General features: G+C 66.6%; 21 protein-coding genes. 14 read left to right on the top strand and 7 right to left on the bottom strand.

Annotated features, from left to right (window positions below):
- Positions 1 to 86 precede the first annotated feature (86 nt).
- Both NMG10_RS01595 and NMG10_RS01590 read right to left on the bottom strand, forming a co-directional pair.
- Positions 87 to 317 (bottom strand): metallothionein, encoded by a 231-nt coding sequence (locus tag NMG10_RS01595; RefSeq protein ID WP_254463580.1) that lies wholly within the window; start codon positions 315 to 317, stop codon positions 87 to 89.
- Entirely contained in the window at positions 317 to 778 is a 462-nt protein-coding gene (locus tag NMG10_RS01590) for a phosphotransferase system, HPr-related protein (RefSeq protein ID WP_254463578.1), read from the bottom strand. Before NMG10_RS01590 ends, NMG10_RS01595 begins: the two co-directional genes overlap by 1 nt.
- A 156-nt stretch (positions 779 to 934) precedes the next feature.
- Here NMG10_RS01590 and ligD point away from each other — a divergent pair, with 156 nt between their 5' ends.
- The 5 genes from ligD to NMG10_RS01565 are packed head-to-tail and all read left to right on the top strand — an operon-like array spanning position 935 to position 6,441.
- Entirely contained in the window at positions 935 to 3,397 is a 2,463-nt protein-coding gene (gene ligD, locus NMG10_RS01585) for a DNA ligase D (RefSeq protein WP_254463576.1), read from the top strand.
- Positions 3,397 to 4,419 (top strand): acyl-CoA dehydrogenase, encoded by a 1,023-nt coding sequence (locus NMG10_RS01580; protein ID WP_232855102.1) that lies wholly within the window; start codon positions 3,397 to 3,399, stop codon positions 4,417 to 4,419. Before ligD ends, NMG10_RS01580 begins: the two co-directional genes overlap by 1 nt.
- Entirely contained in the window at positions 4,416 to 5,186 is a 771-nt protein-coding gene (locus NMG10_RS01575) for a PIG-L deacetylase family protein (protein WP_254463574.1), read from the top strand. Before NMG10_RS01580 ends, NMG10_RS01575 begins: the two co-directional genes overlap by 4 nt.
- Positions 5,183 to 5,782: a bifunctional 2-polyprenyl-6-hydroxyphenol methylase/3-demethylubiquinol 3-O-methyltransferase UbiG gene (locus NMG10_RS01570; RefSeq protein WP_254463572.1), complete on the top strand. Its 600-nt coding sequence runs from the start codon at positions 5,183 to 5,185 to the stop codon at positions 5,780 to 5,782. The genes NMG10_RS01575 and NMG10_RS01570 overlap by 4 nt, the downstream gene beginning before the upstream one ends.
- Complete coding sequence (locus NMG10_RS01565; RefSeq protein WP_254463571.1) at positions 5,779 to 6,441, top strand: glycosyltransferase; 663 nt, start codon at positions 5,779 to 5,781, stop codon at positions 6,439 to 6,441. The genes NMG10_RS01570 and NMG10_RS01565 overlap by 4 nt, the downstream gene beginning before the upstream one ends.
- Before the next feature lie 14 nt (positions 6,442 to 6,455).
- Here NMG10_RS01565 and NMG10_RS01560 read toward each other — a convergent pair whose 3' ends face one another.
- From NMG10_RS01560 to NMG10_RS01550, 3 genes are all read right to left on the bottom strand, one after another.
- On the bottom strand, positions 6,456 to 7,292 hold the full coding sequence (locus tag NMG10_RS01560) for a Ku protein (protein ID WP_254463569.1): 837 nt from the start codon (positions 7,290 to 7,292) through the stop codon (positions 6,456 to 6,458).
- 9 nt (positions 7,293 to 7,301) lie between these two features.
- The gene (locus tag NMG10_RS01555; RefSeq protein WP_203646679.1) at positions 7,302 to 7,439 is read right to left on the bottom strand and encodes a PSPA7_2676 family Cys-rich small protein; all 138 of its coding nucleotides are present in this window, start codon (positions 7,437 to 7,439) and stop codon (positions 7,302 to 7,304) included.
- A gap of 140 nt (positions 7,440 to 7,579) precedes the next feature.
- Positions 7,580 to 7,768 carry a general stress protein gene (locus tag NMG10_RS01550; protein WP_203646680.1) on the bottom strand — a complete coding sequence of 63 codons (189 nt, stop codon included), beginning with the start codon at positions 7,766 to 7,768 and terminating at the stop codon, positions 7,580 to 7,582.
- 241 nt (positions 7,769 to 8,009) lie between these two features.
- Here NMG10_RS01550 and NMG10_RS01545 point away from each other — a divergent pair, with 241 nt between their 5' ends.
- Both NMG10_RS01545 and NMG10_RS01540 read left to right on the top strand, forming a co-directional pair.
- Positions 8,010 to 9,221 carry a multidrug effflux MFS transporter gene (locus tag NMG10_RS01545; protein WP_234562782.1) on the top strand — a complete coding sequence of 404 codons (1,212 nt, stop codon included), beginning with the start codon at positions 8,010 to 8,012 and terminating at the stop codon, positions 9,219 to 9,221.
- Positions 9,222 to 9,226: 5 nt separating this feature from the next.
- Positions 9,227 to 9,859, top strand: a complete 633-nt coding sequence (locus NMG10_RS01540) for a TetR/AcrR family transcriptional regulator (RefSeq protein ID WP_254463567.1) — start codon at positions 9,227 to 9,229, stop codon at positions 9,857 to 9,859.
- Between the two features lie 96 nt (positions 9,860 to 9,955).
- Here the strand turns inward: NMG10_RS01540 and hpaR are convergent, their stop codons facing one another.
- Both hpaR and hpaA read right to left on the bottom strand, forming a co-directional pair.
- Positions 9,956 to 10,378, bottom strand: a complete 423-nt coding sequence (gene hpaR / locus NMG10_RS01535; RefSeq protein WP_203646685.1) for a homoprotocatechuate degradation operon regulator HpaR — start codon at positions 10,376 to 10,378, stop codon at positions 9,956 to 9,958.
- Positions 10,379 to 10,549: 171 nt separating this feature from the next.
- The gene (hpaA, locus tag NMG10_RS01530) at positions 10,550 to 11,452 is read right to left on the bottom strand and encodes a 4-hydroxyphenylacetate catabolism regulatory protein HpaA (RefSeq protein WP_028688922.1); all 903 of its coding nucleotides are present in this window, start codon (positions 11,450 to 11,452) and stop codon (positions 10,550 to 10,552) included.
- A gap of 162 nt (positions 11,453 to 11,614) precedes the next feature.
- Between hpaA and NMG10_RS01525 the strand changes: the two genes are divergently transcribed.
- From NMG10_RS01525 to hpaI, 7 genes are all read left to right on the top strand, one after another.
- Positions 11,615 to 12,289, top strand: a complete 675-nt coding sequence (locus NMG10_RS01525; protein ID WP_254463566.1) for a fumarylacetoacetate hydrolase family protein — start codon at positions 11,615 to 11,617, stop codon at positions 12,287 to 12,289.
- Positions 12,286 to 13,065 (top strand): fumarylacetoacetate hydrolase family protein, encoded by a 780-nt coding sequence (locus NMG10_RS01520; RefSeq protein ID WP_254463564.1) that lies wholly within the window; start codon positions 12,286 to 12,288, stop codon positions 13,063 to 13,065. Before NMG10_RS01525 ends, NMG10_RS01520 begins: the two co-directional genes overlap by 4 nt.
- Positions 13,062 to 14,522 (top strand): 5-carboxymethyl-2-hydroxymuconate semialdehyde dehydrogenase, encoded by a 1,461-nt coding sequence (hpaE, locus tag NMG10_RS01515; protein WP_234562779.1) that lies wholly within the window; start codon positions 13,062 to 13,064, stop codon positions 14,520 to 14,522. The genes NMG10_RS01520 and hpaE overlap by 4 nt, the downstream gene beginning before the upstream one ends.
- 89 nt (positions 14,523 to 14,611) lie before the next feature.
- Positions 14,612 to 15,535: a 3,4-dihydroxyphenylacetate 2,3-dioxygenase gene (hpaD, locus tag NMG10_RS01510; RefSeq protein ID WP_203646703.1), complete on the top strand. Its 924-nt coding sequence runs from the start codon at positions 14,612 to 14,614 to the stop codon at positions 15,533 to 15,535.
- Between the two features lie 11 nt (positions 15,536 to 15,546).
- On the top strand, positions 15,547 to 15,957 hold the full coding sequence (locus NMG10_RS01505) for a 5-carboxymethyl-2-hydroxymuconate Delta-isomerase (RefSeq protein WP_232855110.1): 411 nt from the start codon (positions 15,547 to 15,549) through the stop codon (positions 15,955 to 15,957).
- A 7-nt stretch (positions 15,958 to 15,964) separates the two neighbouring features.
- A complete protein-coding gene (hpaH, locus tag NMG10_RS01500; RefSeq protein ID WP_203646706.1) occupies positions 15,965 to 16,768 on the top strand; it encodes a 2-oxo-hept-4-ene-1,7-dioate hydratase in 804 nt (267 codons plus the stop codon).
- A gap of 135 nt (positions 16,769 to 16,903) precedes the next feature.
- A complete protein-coding gene (hpaI, locus tag NMG10_RS01495) occupies positions 16,904 to 17,704 on the top strand; it encodes a 4-hydroxy-2-oxoheptanedioate aldolase (protein ID WP_254463562.1) in 801 nt (266 codons plus the stop codon).
- The last annotated feature ends 85 nt before the right edge of the window (positions 17,705 to 17,789 follow it).

Genomic DNA, 17,789 nt, shown 5'->3' with positions numbered 1-17,789 from the left:
AACTACTGCTGCTGTGCGTACATTGATGTAGCAATTCGCTCTTCACCGGAGATTTCAACGAAAGGGCCGTCGAGAGTGAAAGAACCTTATGGCGATATAGGATCACTCGCCGGGAATATTTCATCCAGCGCGTTATCGACATTACTCTCCTTCGGCCGGGTCATCTCACCACATTTGCAATCGGCCATACGACAAGGCTCCCCATCGCGATGCCCCGTCGCACAGGCTTCGCAGCAATAGGCCTTGCCATCCTGGACCACGGCATTGGCATCCACGGTGCAGGAACAGTGGTTGCAGGAACAGCGTTGCTCATTCATCACGGCTCTCTCCTGTCGTCATCAGGCACCACCTCATCGACCCACGGCTCACCATCCAACGGCGCCGAGCGGGCCAGTTCGGCCTCGTCCAGGCCGATGCCACCACCGATCTCGTGGGCCTCCACCTGGCGCAGGGTCTGGTCGGCAGGTCCGCTGCCTGTGCCTGGTTCATGCGGGTCTCGAGCGCCGGTTTCATCGAACAGCGTATCCGGGCTCAAATCGTCGAGGGTGACATTGTCCTCGTGCAGGCTGTCGCCCAGGGTCTCGCCACCGGTCATGCCGCTTTCGGCGACGCGCCGGGGCGGGTAGTCCTCGGCGATCTCGCGCGCCGGACGCTCGTCGCCGACACGCCCCTGGCGCTCATCGCGGCGCTCGCTGAAATCCAGCTCGTGGACGCTGCCCATGCGGTCCTCGGTGTCGTCTATATCAACCTGCGGTCTTGGGTCATCGGGTCCAGGCATGAACGTTCTCCGTCAGTGGGCTTCACACGGTCGACTGCCCCCACCAAGCAATGATTCAGAGTTTCTTCACAGGCACCGCCCCGCGCTTTTTTTGAACTCCGCGCCGCACCGCCGCCTCCCAATCCTGAGACCCCGCGAACCGTCCCGGAGCCCGCCATGGCCAAGCCCCTGCAGGAGTACCAGCGCAAGCGCGATTTCAACGCCACGCCCGAGCCGGCTGGCAAGCGCGCCAGGTCACGCTCGGCCCACGCCCTGCAGTACTGCATCCAGAAGCACGATGCCAGCCACCTGCATTACGACTTTCGCCTGGAACTCGACGGCACCCTTAAGAGCTGGGCGATCCCCAAGGGGCCCTCGCTCGACCCCAAGGTCCGGCGCCTGGCGGTGCACGTGGAAGATCACCCACTGGACTACGCCAACTTCGAAGGACACATTCCCGAAGGCCATTACGGCGCCGGTGATGTGATCGTCTGGGACCGGGGTGTCTGGGAGCCCGAGGGCGATCCGCATGAAACCTATGCCAAGGGCAAGCTGCGCTTTCGCCTGCAAGGCGAGAAGCTGTCGGGAATCTGGAACCTGTTCCGCACCCACCTGGCTGGCAAGAAAGAGCAGTGGATGCTGGTCAAATCCCATGACGGACAGGCGCGCAGCGAATCCGACTACCGCATCGTCGAGGCCCTGCCGGACAGTGTGCTGAGCGAGCGCACCCTGCCACCGCGGCGCCCGACCAAGGCAACCGCTTCCACGCGCAAGCGCAAGGCCGGTCGCAAAGCCCTGCCGGCGCTGCTCCAGCCACAACTGGCGACGTTGCTTGACTCACCTCCCAGCGGCGACTGGCGTTACGAAGTGAAGTTCGATGGCTACCGGATCCTGGCGCGCATCGACGGTGACGACGTACGCCTGTTTACCCGCAATGGCCACGACTGGAGTGCGAAGATGCCTCGTCAGGTCAAGGCGCTCAAGGCACTGGGGGTCGACACGGCGTGGCTGGACGGCGAGATGGTGGTGGTCGACGACAACGGCGTGGCCGATTTCCAGGCCTTGCAGAACGCCTTCGACTCCGAGCACGACGAACGCATCACCTATTACCTGTTCGACCTGCCCTGGCTGGGCGGCGAGGATCTGCGCGAACTGCCGCTACAGGCCCGTCGCGCCACCCTGGTCAAGCTGCTGGAAGACAACGCTTCGCCGCTGCTCAGGTATTCCACCGATTTCAACGAGCCGGTTGACTCGCTGCTCGACAGCGCCTGTCGGCTGGAGCTCGAGGGGCTGATCGGCAAGCGTGCCGACAGCCCGTACATCGGCCGGCGCAGCAGCGACTGGATCAAGCTCAAGTGCAAGCAGCGCCAGGAATTCGTGATCGTCGGCTATACCGACCCCAAGGGCAGCCGCCACGGCTTTGGCGCCCTGCTGCTGGCCCTGCACGACCATGACAACGGCCAGCTGCGCTACGCCGGCAAGGTCGGCACCGGCTTCAGCGCCGCCACCCTGGACAGCATCCTCACCCGACTGAAACCGCTGCAGACCGCCAAGCCGCCCTTGGCCAGCCCTCCCACCGGAGCCGAAGCCCGCGGCGTGCACTGGCTCAAACCGCAACTGCTGGCAGAAGTCGCCTACGCCCAGATGACCCGCGAAGGCATCGTCCGCCATTCAGTGTTCCACGGTCTGCGCGACGACAAGCCCGCCACCGCCATCGACCTGGAGCCAGCGATGCCCGCCAAGCACGTAGCACAACCCGAGGGCCTGGGCACCCTGCGCCTGACCCACCCCGACCGCGTGGTCGACGCAACCACCGGGGCCACCAAACGCCAGGTCGCACAGTACTACGCCCAGGTCGCCGACTGGCTGCTGCCGCAGCTCAAGGATCGGCCCGTGGCCCTGGTCCGGGCACCGGATGGCCTGGGCGGCGAGCTGTTCTTCCAGAAGAACGCCGGCCAGTTGCACATCCCCCACGTGCTCAGCTACAGCAAGGCCCAGGCCGGCCAGGCGGCCATGGTGCTCAACCGCGCCGACAGCCTGCTGGGCGCGGTGCAGATGAACACCCTCGAACTGCACACCTGGAATGCCACCACCAAGGACTTCGACAAGCCCGACCGCTTCGTACTCGACCTCGACCCTGATCCCGCACTGCCTTGGAAGGCCATGCTCGAGGCCACCCAACTGACTCTCACCCTGCTCGATGAGCTGGGCCTGAAGGTGTTCCTCAAGACCAGCGGCGGCAAGGGCATGCACCTTGTCGTGCCGTTGACCCGGCGCGCCGGTTGGGACGAGGTGAAGGACTTCAGCCACGCCTTGGTCGAGCACATGGCCGGCCTGTTCCCCGATCGCCTCAGCGCCGTGTCCGGGCCAAAGAACCGGGTCGGGCGGATCTTCATCGACTACCTGCGCAACGGCAAGGGCGCCACCACCGTGGCCGCCTACTCGCTGCGCGCCCGCGAGGGATTGCCAGTGTCGGTGCCGATCTGGCGCGAGGAACTGACTCAGCTTAAAGGCGCCAACCAATGGAACATCGGCAACCTGCAGGCCCGGCTTGCCGAGGTGGACGATCCGTGGGCCGACATGGCCAGGACCCGCCAGTCGATCACCGTGCGCATGCGCAAGCAACTGGGGATTGCCTGATGGAATCGACCCACTTTGATCAGCTGCTACACCGGCTCGCTGCTCGTTCGCAGCCCCTCGAACTCGAACCCTTGCTGCCGGAGCTGCTGCAGGCTCTGCAGCGCGAACACCTCGACCTGCTCCCCTTGCCGGGCCAGGGGCAGACCCTGGAGCGCTGGCGGGCACTGGCGCGGGTCGCCGCTTGCGATCTCAGCCTGGCCAAACTCTACGAAGGCCATACCGACGCCTTGGCGATCCTTGCCGAGTGCGGCGCCGCTCATCATGCCGGTGAAGGGACCTGGGGCGTGTGGGCTGCCGAACCGCCGGATGCCCGCACCCTCATCGTCGAACGGAACGGCGAGCAGGTTCGCCTGCAAGGCCGCAAGGCCTGGTGTTCGGGGGCGTTGCAGATCGACCGTGCGCTGCTGACCGCCTGGCAAGACGACCAGCCTCAACTGGTGGCCATCGAGCTGCGCCATCCCAGCCAGCGCATCCATGCCGACCACTGGCAGGCCGTCGGCATGGCCACCACCACCAGTGTCGCCATCGCGTTCGACGACTCGCCGGGGTTGGCCATCGGCAAGCCCGGCCAGTACCTGTCCCGTCCGGGCTTCTGGCACGGCGGCGCGGGCATCGCCGCCTGCTGGTACGGCGCCGCCGAAGCCTTGGCGGACTACCTGCGCGAACACTGCCGCAAACCCCGGCCCGACCCGCACGCCGATGCCCACCTGGGCGCGGTCGATGCCGCCTTGTTCGGGGCCCGTGCCGCCCTGCGCGAATGCGCCGCCTGGATCGACCGGCACCCTCACGACGATGCCAGTTTCGAGGTGCGCCGCACCCGCGCCCAGGTCGAGCAGGCGGTCGAGTTGGTCATCCAGCATGTCGGCCGGGCGCTGGGCGCCACACCGTTCTGTTGCAGCAGCCATTTTGCCCGGCTCAGCGCCGACCTGCCGGTATACCTGCGGCAAAGTCACGCAGAACGCGACCTGGCCGAGCAGGGGCGGCAACTGACCGACATGCCTGCAGGAGCATGGCAACTATGAGCCAGAATCTGATTCAGACCGCTGACGGCACGCCATGGAGCGCCTGGCAGCAATCCGCGCACCTGGCCCGGGCCACCTGGCTGACACCCGACCGACTGTGCCCGCCCGGCAGACGGCTGGTGCTGCTGGCGCCGCACCCGGACGACGAAATCCTCATGGCCGGCGGCCTGTTGGCCAGCTTCCACGGCCGGGAACAGGACCTGGTGCTGATTTCCGCCACCAACGGCGAGGCCAGCCATCCGCATTCCAGCCAGTGGACCGAGCACCGCCTGCGCCATCAGCGCCCCCTTGAGAGCCGCCATGCCCTGCACAAGCTGGAGCTGGACCTCAACCGCGTCGATTGGCGACGACTCAATCTCAAGGACGGCGCCCTGCCACGCGACGAGGCTTTCCTGGTCACGCACCTGGAACAGTTGCTCCAACCCGACGACCTGCTGCTGACCACCTGGCGTGGCGATGGGCACTGCGATCATGAAGCCGCCGGCCGCGCCTGCGCCCGGGCGGCCCAGTCGCGCCGCGCGCAGTTGGCCGAAGTACCCGTGTGGGCCTGGCACTGGGCCGTTCCCGACCATCCGCGCCTGCCTTGGCCCCAGGCATATCGCCTCCAGCTCGACGAAACGCGCCTGGCGCGCAAGCGCGAGGCCCTGGCCGCCCATGCCAGCCAGTTGCAGCCCGATGGCGATCGTCCGCCGGTACTGCCCGAACAGCTGCAGGCCTGCCTGCTGCAACCCTTCGAACTGGTCTTCCTGTCAATGGAGTCGCCATGAGCCTCGACGCGCAGTACTTCGCCGACCTGTATGCCGGCAACGATGACCCGTGGGCCTTTCGCACCCGCTGGTACGAACGACGCAAGCGCGACCTGGCCCTGGCCAGCCTGCCGCGCCAGTGCTACGCGCGCGTGTTCGAGCCAGCCTGCGCCAACGGCGAATTGAGCGTCCTGCTGGCCGGGCGCTGCGCCGACCTGCTGTGCCAGGACATCGACGCCACCGCCGTGGCCCTGGCCCGCCAGCGGCTGGCAGGCGTGAGCCATGCCCGCGTCGAACAGGGACACCTGCCGGGCGATTGGCCGGGCGGGCAGTTCGATCTGATCGTGCTCAGCGAGATCGGCTACTACCTGGACCCCACCGAGTGGCTGCAGGTGATCGAGCAATCGGTGGCCAGCCTGAGCCATGGCGGCGGCCTGCTGGCCTGCCACTGGCGCCATCCCATCGCCGGTTGCCCGCAGGATGGTCGCGAAGTCCATGGTCTGCTGGCCCGACACCTGCCGCTGTACCCGCTGCTGTGCCACGAGGAGGCGGATTTCCTGCTCGAGTACTGGTCGTGCCAGCCCAGCCTCGTGGACCTGGACGAGACCTGCCCATGATCGCCGTCATCATTCCGGCCCACAACGAGGCCCGCCGCCTCGGGCACTGCCTGGCCGCCGTCAAGCTGGCGGTGGCGCGGGCCGAGGCGGCGGGCCTGGTGGTCGAGGTGCTGGTGGTGCTCGATCGCTGCGTCGACGCCAGCGCGCGCATCGCTCGTCGTCATGGCGTGCACACCCTGGAACTGCAGGCCGGCAACGTCGGCTTCGCCCGGCGCTTGGGCGCGGCGTGGATGATCGAGCGCGGCGCCCAGTGGCTGGCTTTTACCGATGCCGACAGCCGCGTGCCTGGGCACTGGCTGGTGTCGCAACTGCAATGGCATGCCGACGCGGTCTGCGGCACGGTGCACATCGAGCGCTGGCAGCCCTGGCACGGCGCCGCCCTGCGCCAGTTGTACCGTAGCCGTTACCAGGCCCGGGACGGGCACCGGCATATTCACGGCGCCAACCTGGGCGTCTGCACCAAGGCCTATGAGCGCGTCGGTGGATTCCAGCCGTTGCCGGCCCACGAAGATGTGCAACTGGTGCTGGCCCTCGAGGCCAGTGGCGCGCAGATCGTCTGGACGGCGGCGCACAGCGTGGCCACCAGCAGTCGCCGGGACAGCCGCGCTCGCCAGGGCTTCGGGGACTACCTGAATGGACTGGAAGGGCAACTGCCGTAACCTCTGCGCAACCGCTATGACGCTTTGCGCGGTCGCTTGGTCGCCGGTTTCTTCGCCCTGGCCTTGCCACCCAGGCTGCGCTTGAGCAGCTCGGTAAGGTCGATGATGTCCGCGCCCTTCTCCGCCGGCGCGCCCTCGCTTTTGTCCACGGTCTCGATCTTGCCCTTGCTGGCCTTCTCTTCCACCAGGTCGAGGATGGTCTGGCGAAAGGCATCATGGTACTCGTCGGGCGTCCATGGCCCGCTCATGTCTTGCACCAGCTTCCTGGCCATGTCCAGTTCGCGCTTGTCCAGCTTGCTGTTGGTCACACTCTTGTCCAGTTCCAGCGACTCCAGGCCGCGCACCTCCTCGGGCCAGCGCAGGGTGATCATCACCAGCGCGTCCTCCAGGGGGCGCAGTAGCGCCAGGTGCTGGCGGGTGTGCAGCACCACGGTGGCCAGGGCGACCTTGCCGGTGCTGTGCAAGGTCTCGCGCAGCAAGGCGTAGACCTTGCCGCCGCGGCGGTCAGGGCTCAGGTAGTAAGGCGTGTCGAACTGTTGCAGCGGGATCTCCCCGGCATCGATGAAGGAAAAGATCTCGATGGTCTGGGTCGCCTCGGGCCGGGCCTTGCGAATCTCCTCCTCGCTGATCACCACATAGCGGCCCTTCTCGTACTCCACACCCTTGACGATGTGCGCCTTGTCGATCTCCTTGCCGGTCACCTTGTTCACCCGCTTGTAGCCCACCGGCTCCATGCTGCGTTTGTCGAGCCAGTCGAAGTCGACGCGTTCGGTACGCACGGCGGTGTTGAGGGCGACGGGGATATGCACGAGGCCGAAGCTGATCGCACCTTTCCAGATTGCCCGGGGCATGGTCGGCTCCTACGCGTCGAACGGTTGGCCGGGCTGGCTGTAGCGCAACGCGCCGCAGCGCTCGCAGCACTGGCAGTCAAGCCCGGCGATTTCCCGGACCAGCAGGCTGCGCCATTGGCAGCCACGCAACAGGCAGACGAGTTTCATCAGCCACCTCCTTGGCCCGCATGTAGGGGCTCATACAAGGAATGACTGCACAGCATGTCAAAGGTTTACTCGATGTTTTCGGCCGATCCAAGTCGGGATATGCGCGGTACCAGGCGAACCCGGCACCGCGTGCCCTTCACTTACGAGCGGCCACCCTTGCGGCCGGACTCGGTCTGGCGGTTGTCGCCACTGCTCTGGCCGCCCTTGCGACCGGCTTCGGATGCTTTTTCGCGGTCGTTGGCGAAATTGCCCGGGTTCTTCGATCCACCCTGGCTGCCGGTCTTGTTGCTGTCCTGGCGACCGGTCATGTTGCTGTCTTTATTGGCCATGGTTGCAAAACCTCATGTGGCTGGGGGATGCACGGCTGCATGCCGTACAGAGTTGGGAGTACAGCGATAAGGAGGGATTCGGATTATTCCGGGGTGATCGGACCGGTGGCGCTAAACATGCCGATGCCCTGTATCTGGGACGCAAGCGGACGCTGCCATGGTTGACCCCTTCACGCACTCTGGCATAATTTGCACAACCTACCGGTCGGTAGGTTTATTTTTGCCAACGGATTTTCCAGTCATGCCTGCTTCCAACTTGCGCTTCGCCGCCTCCCTCGCCCTGATCGGCGCCCTCGGCCCTTCGGCCATCGACATGTACCTGGCCAGCCTGCCGGAAATGGCCCGCGACTTCGCCACCGGCTATACCCAGGTGCAGCTGACCCTGACCGTGTTCCTGCTGGCGATGGGCGCCGGCCAGCTGCTGTTCGGCCCCGTGGTGGATGCCCTGGGTCGTCGTCGTCCATTGCTCGCGGGCCTGATGGTGTTCTGCCTGGCCTCCCTCGGCGCCGCCGCCGCGCCATCGCTGGACACATTGCTGCTGGCACGCCTGGTCCAGGGCCTGGCCAGCGCGCTGACGCTGGTGGTGATCATGAGCATGGTGCGCGACAGCGCCGACGGCGCGCGGGCGGCGCAGATCTTCGCCCTGCTGATGACCATCGAAGGCCTGGCGCCGATCCTCGCCCCGGCGCTGGGCGGGGTGATCGACGCGGCCTACGGCTGGCGGGCGATCATGCTGGTGCTGGCCGGTCTGGGCCTGCTGACCCTGCTCAACTCGATGCTGACGCTCGACGAGACCTTGCCTGTGGCGCAGCGGGTACGCCTGGCGCCGACCAGTGTATGGCGCACCTATGCGCGCATCGCCGCCGACGGCGCGTTCCTGCGCCCTGCCCTGGCGTTGTCGGCGGTGTTCTTCTTCCTGTTCGCCTACATCGCCGGTTCCGCCTACGTATACCAGCAGCATTTCGGCCTCTCCAGCGCTCACTTCGGCCTGCTGTTCGGGGGCTGTGGCGTGGCCATCCTGCTCGGCGCGGCGCTGTCCGGCTACTGGGTGACGCGCCACGGCGTGGCTCGCGTGGCCTGGTGGGGCGCGCTGTGCATGGGCGGCGGCGCGCTGCTGGCGGTACTTGCCGGGCTGACCGGCGCGGACCTGGTGCTGCTGCTGGCGGGCGTGGTACTGGCGCTGTTCGGCTTAGGCATTTGCGAGGCCACCTTGATGGCCCTGGCGATGTCGTCGCAACAACGTGACGTCGGCTCCACCGCAGCGTTGCTCGGTGCCCTGCAACTGGTGATCTCGTCCAGTGCCACACCGTTGGCCGGGCACCTGGCAACGCTGGGGCCGCTGGCCTGGGCCTGGCTGCTGGCGGCCGCTGCCCTGGTCATCGTCGGTTTGACCCGCGCCGCCGTGGCAAAGACAATCAGCGCCTCGCCCTACCCCAGCGCCAATCCGGAGTGACCGCCTTGAAAGCCCTGACCCCTTCCGCCGCGCGCATCTGCGACCATGCTGTCGAGCACTTTGCCGAACATGGCTACGACGGCTCGTCGCTGAACGAGATCGCCGCCCTGGCGGGCATGCGCAAGGCGTCGCTGTATGCCCACTTCGCCAACAAGGACGCGTTGTTCGTGCGCGCCTTCGAACGGGCGCTGGCGGACGAGACCGCCTACGTCGAGGCAGGGTTCGGCCATGAGGCGGCGGGCCGCGAGGCGCCGGGGCACTGGCACCCGCTGCACCTGGCCGAGCGCTACGCCGCCTCGGCCAACCTGCGCTTCGTGCTGCGCACGGCGTTCCTGCCGCCGGCGCCGATCCGTGCGATCGTCACCGGCGGCTTCGAGGCCTACCTGGAGCAGATCCGCCTGGGCTTCTGCCAAGCGCTGCGCGAGCGCCACGCCTGGGCTCGCAGCGATGGCAACAAGCTTGAGCTGTATGGCGATGCGTACCTGGGGATCATCGACAGCCTGCATGTGGAGCTGCTGTATGCGAACCCGGCGGTGTATGCGCGGCGGGCGGCTTCGTTGCTGAAGATTCTCGATGATTCGCTGTATCTGTGCGCAACCCCTGTAGGAGCGGCCTTGCGCCGCGAAAGGGGCGCGTAGCGGCCCCAGGATTTCAGCGTTGACGCATCAATCGACGGGGCTGCTACGCAGCCCTTTCGCGGCACAAGGCCGCTCCTACAGGGATTGCGCACGGCATCAGGGCCTGACCTTCTTCAACTCGTTCAACAACCCCATCAACTGCTCCAGCTTGTCCTCGCCGAACTGGCGCTGGATCTCCTGGTAATTGCGCTCCATCTCCTCGCTCATGGCCAGGAACGCCTGCTGCCCGCGCACGGTCAGGCTGATGAAGATCCGCCGCTGGTCCTCCGGCGACTTGCGCCGGCCCACCAGGCCGTCGCGCTCCAGGCGCTTGAGCACGCCGCTCATGCTCGGTTTGAGGATGCAGGCCAGGTCCGCCAGCTGGTGGCTTTCCAGCTCGCCCTGCTGGCGCAGGATGCGGATCACCCGCCACTGCTGCTCGGTCAGGTCATGGGCATTGAGGGCCGGGCGGAAGAACGCCATGGTCGCTTCGCGGGCCTGCAACAGGGTCAACGTCAGGGAAGGTCTAGGAGTGGTCATCAGGATAAACGGCTGGTTTTATTAAGATATTAATAAAGTGAAAACCATTTTCACCCGTGCTGTCCAGCCCCTGTGAAAAGTACCAGCGCTCCCGGCAAACGCCTATTTTCCAGGCGCCGCCTTCGTTGCACGATCAGTTGAAGCCTGTAGCCCGGAGCTGATCGCCCCATGTCAACGCAATCCCGCCTGGCGCTGGCGATACTCCCCCGGCGTCATCTGCGCATGGCGCTGGAAGAAGCGGCTGAAATACGCCGGATCCTTGAACCCCAGCCGATAGCAGATCTCGTTGGCCGAACCGCCGGTGTACAGCAGCAATCGGCGCGCCTCCTGCATCAGCCGTTCGAACACCAGGCGCTTGGACGGCAGGTCGGCCATGCGCCGGCACACATCGTTCAGCCGCGCCTCGGTGACGCCCAGCGCCGCCGCGTAGGCCGGCAGCGTCCAGTGGTCGAGGTAGTGGCGCTCGATCAGCTCATTGAATCGATGAAACAGCTGCAGGTCCTCGTGCCGCGCAGGTGTGGCCTCCAGCGAATTGGCGCCCAGGCGCAGCAGGCTGATCATCACCAGGCGCGCCAGGTCCTGCACGGCGGTGCCCTGCCCGGCCTGGCCATGGCCGATTTCGTCGCCAAGCAGGTCGAACAGTTGCTCCAGGCGCCGCACCTCGCCGGCCGCCGCCCCCTGCAGGTGACCCAGGGCAACGCACGCCGGTTGCAGCCGCGGCCCCAGCGCCAGCCCAGGCTCGGCCTGCAGCAGTTGCCAGACCAGTTGCTGGCGCACGGTCAGCACATGGCCGTCGGCGTCGGCCTCGGTGACGAAGGCATGGGGAATGGTCGGCGGGGTGAGGAAGAACATCGGCCCGGACTCGTGGTAGCGCTGCTCGTCCAGGTACACCCGCACGCTGCCGGTCTTCACGTAGTGCACCTGGAAGAAGCGGTCGTGGCGGTGCACCGGCATGTTGCGGCCGAAGAATCCGGCCAGGTTGCCCAGGCGGTCGTAGTGCACCTCGCTGTCGCTATAGCGCTGGTCGTACACCTGACCGATGTTGATGTTGGGAATCGGCTGTCGTTCTTTCATTGTTGTTCTCGCAGCGGTGAAACGCGCCGGGGAAACCATCGTAGCACCACCGGCCAGCGGTAGACGCCTTGACGATCGTTAACATATTAAATATAACGTTAACACATTAACAAAAACACCACGAGGCGCCCCTGGTCGCCTCAATCACCGCAGGAGAAAAGCATGAGCCGTGCCTTGCACGAGGTCGCCAACGGCAGCTTGTTCGGCGTCGCCCTGAACTACCAGGGCCTGCTGCAGCAGCATCTGGCATCCTTCCATGAAGCGCCGTACCTGCAGCCGCCGGTCAAACCGGTGCTGTTCATCAAGACTCCGAACACCCGCAACGAGCATGCCCGCCCGGTGACCTACCCATCGGCAGTCGAGCGCCTGCAACCCGGCCCCGCGTTGGGCGTGGTGATCGGCAAGGACGCCAGCCGCGTCAGCGTCGAAAACGCCCTCGCGCATGTGGCCGGCTACACCATCGTCAACGAGTTCAGCCTGCCCGAGGACAGCTACTACCGCCCGGCGGTCAAGGCCAAGTGCCGCGACGGCTTCTGCGCCATCGGCCCGCAGCTGGTGCCGGCCGCGCAGGTCGGCAACCCCGACGCGCTGGGCATCCGCCTGTGGGTCAACGGCGAGCTGCGCCAGCACAACAACACCGCCAACTGCGTGCGCGGCGTGGCCCGGCTGATCGCCGAGATCAGCGAGTTCATGACCCTGCATGCCGGCGACGTGCTGATCACCGGCACCCCCGAAGGCCGCGTCGATGTGCTGCCCGGCGACCGGGTGACGGTCGAGATCGACGGCCTTGGCCAGCTGACCAACCCCATCGTCGCCGAACAAGGACTCGCCCCATGAAGCACGCCCGTATCCAGTTCGACGGCCAGGTCCATCAGGTCACCGTCGAGGACGACCAGCAACTGCGCCTGGCCGATGGCCGCCTGGTCCATGCCGACCAGGTCACCTGGCTGCCACCGGCCACCGGCAACATGTTCGCCCTGGGCCTGAACTACGCCGACCACGCCGCCGAGCTGGCCTTCACCCCGCCCACCGAACCGCTGGCGTTCATCAAGTCGCCGGGCACCTACACCGGGCACGACCAGGTCACCTGGCGCCCGGACAACGTCAAGTACATGCACTACGAGTGCGAACTGGTGGCGGTGATCGGCAAGCCGGCGCGCAACGTCAGGCGCGAGGACGCCCTCGACTACCTGGCCGGCTACACGGTGTGCAACGACTACGCCATCCGCGACTACCTGGAGAACTACTACCGCCCCAACCTGCGGGTGAAAAACCGTGACGCCACCACCCCGGTGGGCCCGTGGATCGTCGACGTCGCCGACGTGCCGGATCCATCGAAGCTGACGCTGCGCACCTGGATCAACGGCGAGCTGAAACAGCAAGGCAGCACCGCCGACATGATCTTCGACATCCCCTACCTGATCGAATACTTCTCCAGCTTCATGACCCTGCAGCCCGGCGACATGATCGCCACCGGCACCCCGGAAGGCCTGGCCGACGTGGTACCGGGCGACGAGGTGGTGGTGGAAGTAGAAGGCGTTGGTCGCCTGGTCAACCGAATCGTCAGCGAAGCCGAGTTCTTCGCCCGCAAAGCACACGAGGCAACAGCATGATCAAGCACTGGATCAACGGCCGCGAAGTCGAGAGCCGCGACACCTTCATCAACTACAACCCGGCCACCGGCGAAGCCATCGGCGAAGTCGCCAGCGGCGGCGCCGAGGAAGTCGCCCAGGCCGTGGCCGCGGCCAAGCAAGCCTTCCCCAAATGGGCCAACACGCCGGCCAAGGAGCGCGCCCGGCTGATGCGCCGCCTGGGTGAGCTGATCGAGCAGAACGTGCCGCAGCTGGCCGAACTGGAGACCCTGGACACCGGCCTGCCGATCCACCAGACGCGCAACGTGCTGATTCCCCGCGCCTCGCACAACTTCGACTTCTTCGCCGAGGTGTGCACGCGCATGGACGGCCACACCTACCCGGTGGACGACCAGATGCTCAACTACACCCTCTACCAGCCGGTGGGCGTGTGCGGGCTGGTGTCGCCCTGGAACGTGCCGTTCATGACCGCCACCTGGAAGACCGCGCCATGCCTGGCCCTGGGCAACACCGCGGTGCTGAAGATGAGCGAACTGTCGCCGCTGACCGCCAATGAACTGGGACGCCTGGCGGTCGAGGCTGGCATCCCCAACGGTGTGCTCAACGTCATCCAGGGCTACGGCGCCACCGCCGGCGATGCCCTGGTGCGCCACCCGGACGTACGCGCCATCTCGTTCACCGGCGGCACCGCCACCGGCCGCAAGATCATGCAGACGGCGGGCCTGAAGAAGTACTCCATGGAGCTGGGCGGCAAGTCGCCGGTGCTGATCTTCGAGGACGCCGACCTGGACCGTGCCCTGGACGCCGCACTGTTCACCATCTTCTCGCTCAACGGCGAGCGCTGCACCGCCGGCAGCCGGATCTTCATCCAGGAAAGCGTGTACCCGCAGTTCGTCGCCGAGTTCGCCGCCCGCGCCAGGCGCCTGGTCGTCGGTGACCCGACCGATCCGCAGACCCAGGTCGGCTCGATGATCACCCAGCAGCACTACGACAAGGTCACCGGCTACATCCGCATCGGCCTCGAGGAAGGCGCACGCTTGGTGGCCGGCGGCCTGGAGCGTCCGGCCGGGCTGCCGGCGCACCTGGCCAAGGGGCAGTTCATCCAGCCGACGGTGTTCGCCGACGTGAACAACTCGATGCGCATCGCCCAGGAAGAGATCTTCGGCCCGGTGGTCTGCCTGATCCCGTTCAAGGACGAGGCCGAGGCGCTGCAACTGGCCAACGACACCGAATACGGCCTGGCTTCGTACATCTGGACCCAGGACATCGGCAAGGCCCACCGCCTGGCCCGTGGCATCGAAGCGGGCATGGTGTTCATCAACAGCCAGAACGTGCGCGACCTGCGCCAGCCGTTCGGTGGGGTGAAAGGCTCGGGTACCGGGCGCGAAGGTGGGCAATACAGCTTCGAGGTCTTCGCCGAGATCAAGAACGTGTGTATATCCATGGGTAGCCATCACATTCCGCGCTGGGGCATCTGACGCCATCGCGGGGCAAGCCCGCTCCCACGACTTTGTGGGAGCGGGCTTGCCCCGCGATGCGGCCACAACAACAATCACAGGAGATTCCCATGGGCAAACTCGCTCTCGCCGCCAAGATCACCCATGTTCCCTCGATGTACCTGTCCGAACTGCCCGGCCCGCGCCAGGGCTTTCGCCAGGCGGCCATCGACGGCCACCACGAGATCGGCCGGCGCTGCCGCGAACTGGGCGTGGACACCATCGTCGTGTTCGACACCCACTGGCTGGTCAACGCCAACTACCACATCAACTGCGCCGCGCATTTCGAAGGCCTGTACACCAGCAACGAACTGCCCCACTTCATCGCCAACATGGACTACGGCTTCCCCGGCAACCCCGAGCTGGGGCGGATCCTTGCCGAGGAATGCAACCGCCTGGGCGTGGAGACCATGGCCCACGACGCCACCACCCTGGCCCCGGAGTACGGCACCCTGGTGCCGATGCGCTACATGAACGCCGACCGCCACTTCAAGGTGATCTCGGTCTCGGCCCTGTGCACCTCGCACTACCTCAATGACAGCGCGCGCCTGGGCTGGGCCATGCGCAAGGCGGTCGAGGACCACTACGACGGCACCGTGGCCTTCCTCGCCAGTGGCTCGCTGTCGCACCGCTTCGCCCAGAACGGCCAGGCCCCGGACTTTGCCACCAAGGTCTGGAGCCCGTTCCTGGAGACCCTCGACCACCGCGTGGTGCGCATGTGGCAGGACGGCGACTGGGCCGACTTCTGCGCGATGCTGCCCGAGTACGCAGTCAAGGGCCACGGCGAAGGCTTCATGCACGACACCGCCATGCTGCTCGGCGCCCTGGGCTGGTCCCAGTACGACGCCAAGGCCGAGGTGGTGACGCCGTACTTCGGCTCCTCCGGCACCGGCCAGATCAACGCGATCTTCCCGGTCACCCCGCAGGACGGCAGCGCGATCCCCGCCGCCCAGGCCTCGAACCCGGCCGGCGTCACCGCCACCAGCCGCCTGTAAGGAGTACCGTCATGCCTCATCTGGTCCTGCTCTACAGCCCGGACATCGAAGCCGACGCCGATATGCCCGGCCTGTGCCGCGCCCTGGCCGACTGCATGCTCGCCCAGCGCGACGAACATGATCGCCAGGTGTTCCCCACCGGCGGCACCCGCGTGCTGGCCTACCCGGCCGCCCACGCGGCGATCGCCGATGGTCGTGGCGACTACGGCTTCGTCTACGCCAACCTGCGCATGGGCAGCGGTCGCAGCGCCACAGTGCACCGGCAGGTCGGCGATGCGCTGCTGGCGGTGCTGCGTCGGCAGTTGGACGCGCTGCTGGAACGTCGCCCGGTCGGGCTGACCCTGCAGATCGATGAAAGCCAGGCGCAGGTGTACGACGCCAAGCACAGCAGCCTGCATCCCCTGTTCACCCGTCAGCCCTGAGGTCTCCATGCTCGACGCCCGCATCATCCAGCAAGCCGCCGCCCGCCTCGACCAGGCCGAACGCACCCGCGAACAAGTCGGCCAGTTCTCCCTGGAACACCCCTCGATCAGCATCGAGGACGCCTACGCCATCCAGCGTGCCTGGGTGGCGCAGAAGATCAAGGACGGCCGCAAGCTGGTCGGCCACAAGATCGGCCTGACTTCCCGGGCCATGCAGGTCTCCTCGAACATTACCGAGCCGGACTATGGCGCACTGCTCGACGACATGCTGTTCGACGAAGGCAGCGACATTCCCTTCGAGCGCTTTATCGTGCCCCGGGTCGAGGTGGAGCTGGCGTTCATCCTCGGCAAGCCGCTCAAGGGGCCGAACGTGACCCTGTTCGACGTGCTCGACGCCACCGAGTGGGTGATTCCGGCCCTGGAGATCATCGATGCGCGCATCCAGCAGGTCGACCCGCTCAGCGGTGCCACCCGCAAGGTGTTCGACACCATCTCCGACAACGCTGCCAACGCCGGCGTGGTCATGGGCGGTCGCGCCGTGCGCCCGGGCGACGTCGACCTGCGCAAGGTGCCGGCGGTGCTGTACCGCAACGGCGTGATCGAGGAGTCCGGCGTGTCGGCGGCGGTGCTCAACCACCCGGCCAAGGGCGTGGCCTGGCTGGCCAACAAGCTGGCGCCATACGACGTGGGCCTCGAAGCCGGCCAGATCATTCTTGGCGGCTCCTTCACCCGCCCGGTGGCCGCCCGTCCTGGCGACACCTTCCACGTCGACTACGATCAACTCGGTTCGATCGCCTGCCGATTCGTCTGACGCCTGCCCAGACAGCAGAGATTCCCGTGGGAGCGGGTTCACCCGCGAAAGCATCATCAGCATCACCATCGCATTCGCGGGTGAACCCGCTCCCACAGTGTACCTGCGACCCCACACGCTCAACGAGGACCGCCCATGGACATGCCCATCAACACCTTCAAACAACGCCTGCGCGCAGGCCAGGCGCAGATCGGCCTGTGGCTCGGCCTGGCCGACCCGTACTGCGCGGAGCTGGCGGCCAATGCCGGCTTCGACTGGCTGCTGCTCGACGGCGAGCACGCGCCCAACGACCTGCGCAGCCTGCTCGGCCAGTTGCAGGCGGTGGCGCCCTACCCGGCCCAACCCATCGTGCGCCCGGTGATCGGCGATACCGCGCTGATCAAGCAATTGCTGGATATCGGCGCGCAGACCCTGCTGGTGCCCATGGTCGAAAGCGCCGAGCAGGCACGCCAGCTGGTGCGGGCGATGCACTACCCGCCCCACGGTGTGCGCGGTGTCGGCAGCGCGTTGGCACGAGCGTCGCGCTGGAACAGCTTGCCCGACTACCTGGACCAGGCCGACGAACAGATGTGCCTGCTGGTGCAGGTGGAGAACCGCGAAGGCCTGGCCAACCTGGATGCGATCTGCGCCGTCGAAGGCGTCGATGGCGTGTTCATCGGCCCCGCCGACCTCAGCGCCGCCATGGGCCACCGGGGTAACCCGGGACATCCCGAAGTGCAGGCGGCCATCGACGACGCCATCGTGCGCATCGGCCGTGCCGGCAAGGCGGCGGGGATCCTCAGCGCCGACGAGGCGCTGGCGCGCCGTTACATCGAGCTGGGCGCGGCGTTCGTCGCGGTCGGGGTCGACACCACGGTGCTGATGCGCGGCTTGCAGACGTTGGTGGGCAAGTTCAAGGAAGGGGCCGCTGCCAGCGCCCAGGGCGGTGTCTACTAGTCCGGCCTGGTAGCGCGTAAGCTCGATGTTGGGAGCACACTGGCCCCTGCGACAGTGCCATGCTAGCCTCCGCGCGCCCCGTCCT

The sequence above is a fragment of the Pseudomonas sp. DVZ6 genome (assembly GCF_024259445.1).
Taxonomy (GTDB): domain Bacteria; phylum Pseudomonadota; class Gammaproteobacteria; order Pseudomonadales; family Pseudomonadaceae; genus Aquipseudomonas; species Aquipseudomonas peradeniyensis.
This window is presented reverse-complemented; position numbering and strand designations above follow the sequence as displayed.

What these genes read in the sequence shown, in the direction of transcription:
- NMG10_RS01595 (WP_254463580.1), bottom strand. Translation starts at nt 317, where the DNA reads ATGAATGAGCAACGCTGTTCCTGCAACCACTGTTCCTGCACCGTGGAT.
- NMG10_RS01590 (WP_254463578.1), bottom strand. Translation starts at nt 778, where the DNA reads ATGCCTGGACCCGATGACCCAAGACCGCAGGTTGATATAGACGACACC.
- ligD (WP_254463576.1), top strand. Translation starts at nt 935, where the DNA reads ATGGCCAAGCCCCTGCAGGAGTACCAGCGCAAGCGCGATTTCAACGCC.
- NMG10_RS01580 (WP_232855102.1), top strand. Translation starts at nt 3,397, where the DNA reads ATGGAATCGACCCACTTTGATCAGCTGCTACACCGGCTCGCTGCTCGT.
- NMG10_RS01575 (WP_254463574.1), top strand. Translation starts at nt 4,416, where the DNA reads ATGAGCCAGAATCTGATTCAGACCGCTGACGGCACGCCATGGAGCGCC.
- NMG10_RS01570 (WP_254463572.1), top strand. Translation starts at nt 5,183, where the DNA reads ATGAGCCTCGACGCGCAGTACTTCGCCGACCTGTATGCCGGCAACGAT.
- NMG10_RS01565 (WP_254463571.1), top strand. Translation starts at nt 5,779, where the DNA reads ATGATCGCCGTCATCATTCCGGCCCACAACGAGGCCCGCCGCCTCGGG.
- NMG10_RS01560 (WP_254463569.1), bottom strand. Translation starts at nt 7,292, where the DNA reads ATGCCCCGGGCAATCTGGAAAGGTGCGATCAGCTTCGGCCTCGTGCAT.
- NMG10_RS01555 (WP_203646679.1), bottom strand. Translation starts at nt 7,439, where the DNA reads ATGAAACTCGTCTGCCTGTTGCGTGGCTGCCAATGGCGCAGCCTGCTG.
- NMG10_RS01550 (WP_203646680.1), bottom strand. Translation starts at nt 7,768, where the DNA reads ATGGCCAATAAAGACAGCAACATGACCGGTCGCCAGGACAGCAACAAG.
- NMG10_RS01545 (WP_234562782.1), top strand. Translation starts at nt 8,010, where the DNA reads ATGCCTGCTTCCAACTTGCGCTTCGCCGCCTCCCTCGCCCTGATCGGC.
- hpaR (WP_203646685.1), bottom strand. Translation starts at nt 10,378, where the DNA reads ATGACCACTCCTAGACCTTCCCTGACGTTGACCCTGTTGCAGGCCCGC.
- hpaA (WP_028688922.1), bottom strand. Translation starts at nt 11,452, where the DNA reads ATGAAAGAACGACAGCCGATTCCCAACATCAACATCGGTCAGGTGTAC.
- NMG10_RS01525 (WP_254463566.1), top strand. Translation starts at nt 11,615, where the DNA reads ATGAGCCGTGCCTTGCACGAGGTCGCCAACGGCAGCTTGTTCGGCGTC.
- NMG10_RS01520 (WP_254463564.1), top strand. Translation starts at nt 12,286, where the DNA reads ATGAAGCACGCCCGTATCCAGTTCGACGGCCAGGTCCATCAGGTCACC.
- hpaE (WP_234562779.1), top strand. Translation starts at nt 13,062, where the DNA reads ATGATCAAGCACTGGATCAACGGCCGCGAAGTCGAGAGCCGCGACACC.
- hpaD (WP_203646703.1), top strand. Translation starts at nt 14,612, where the DNA reads ATGGGCAAACTCGCTCTCGCCGCCAAGATCACCCATGTTCCCTCGATG.
- NMG10_RS01505 (WP_232855110.1), top strand. Translation starts at nt 15,547, where the DNA reads ATGCCTCATCTGGTCCTGCTCTACAGCCCGGACATCGAAGCCGACGCC.
- hpaH (WP_203646706.1), top strand. Translation starts at nt 15,965, where the DNA reads ATGCTCGACGCCCGCATCATCCAGCAAGCCGCCGCCCGCCTCGACCAG.
- hpaI (WP_254463562.1), top strand. Translation starts at nt 16,904, where the DNA reads ATGGACATGCCCATCAACACCTTCAAACAACGCCTGCGCGCAGGCCAG.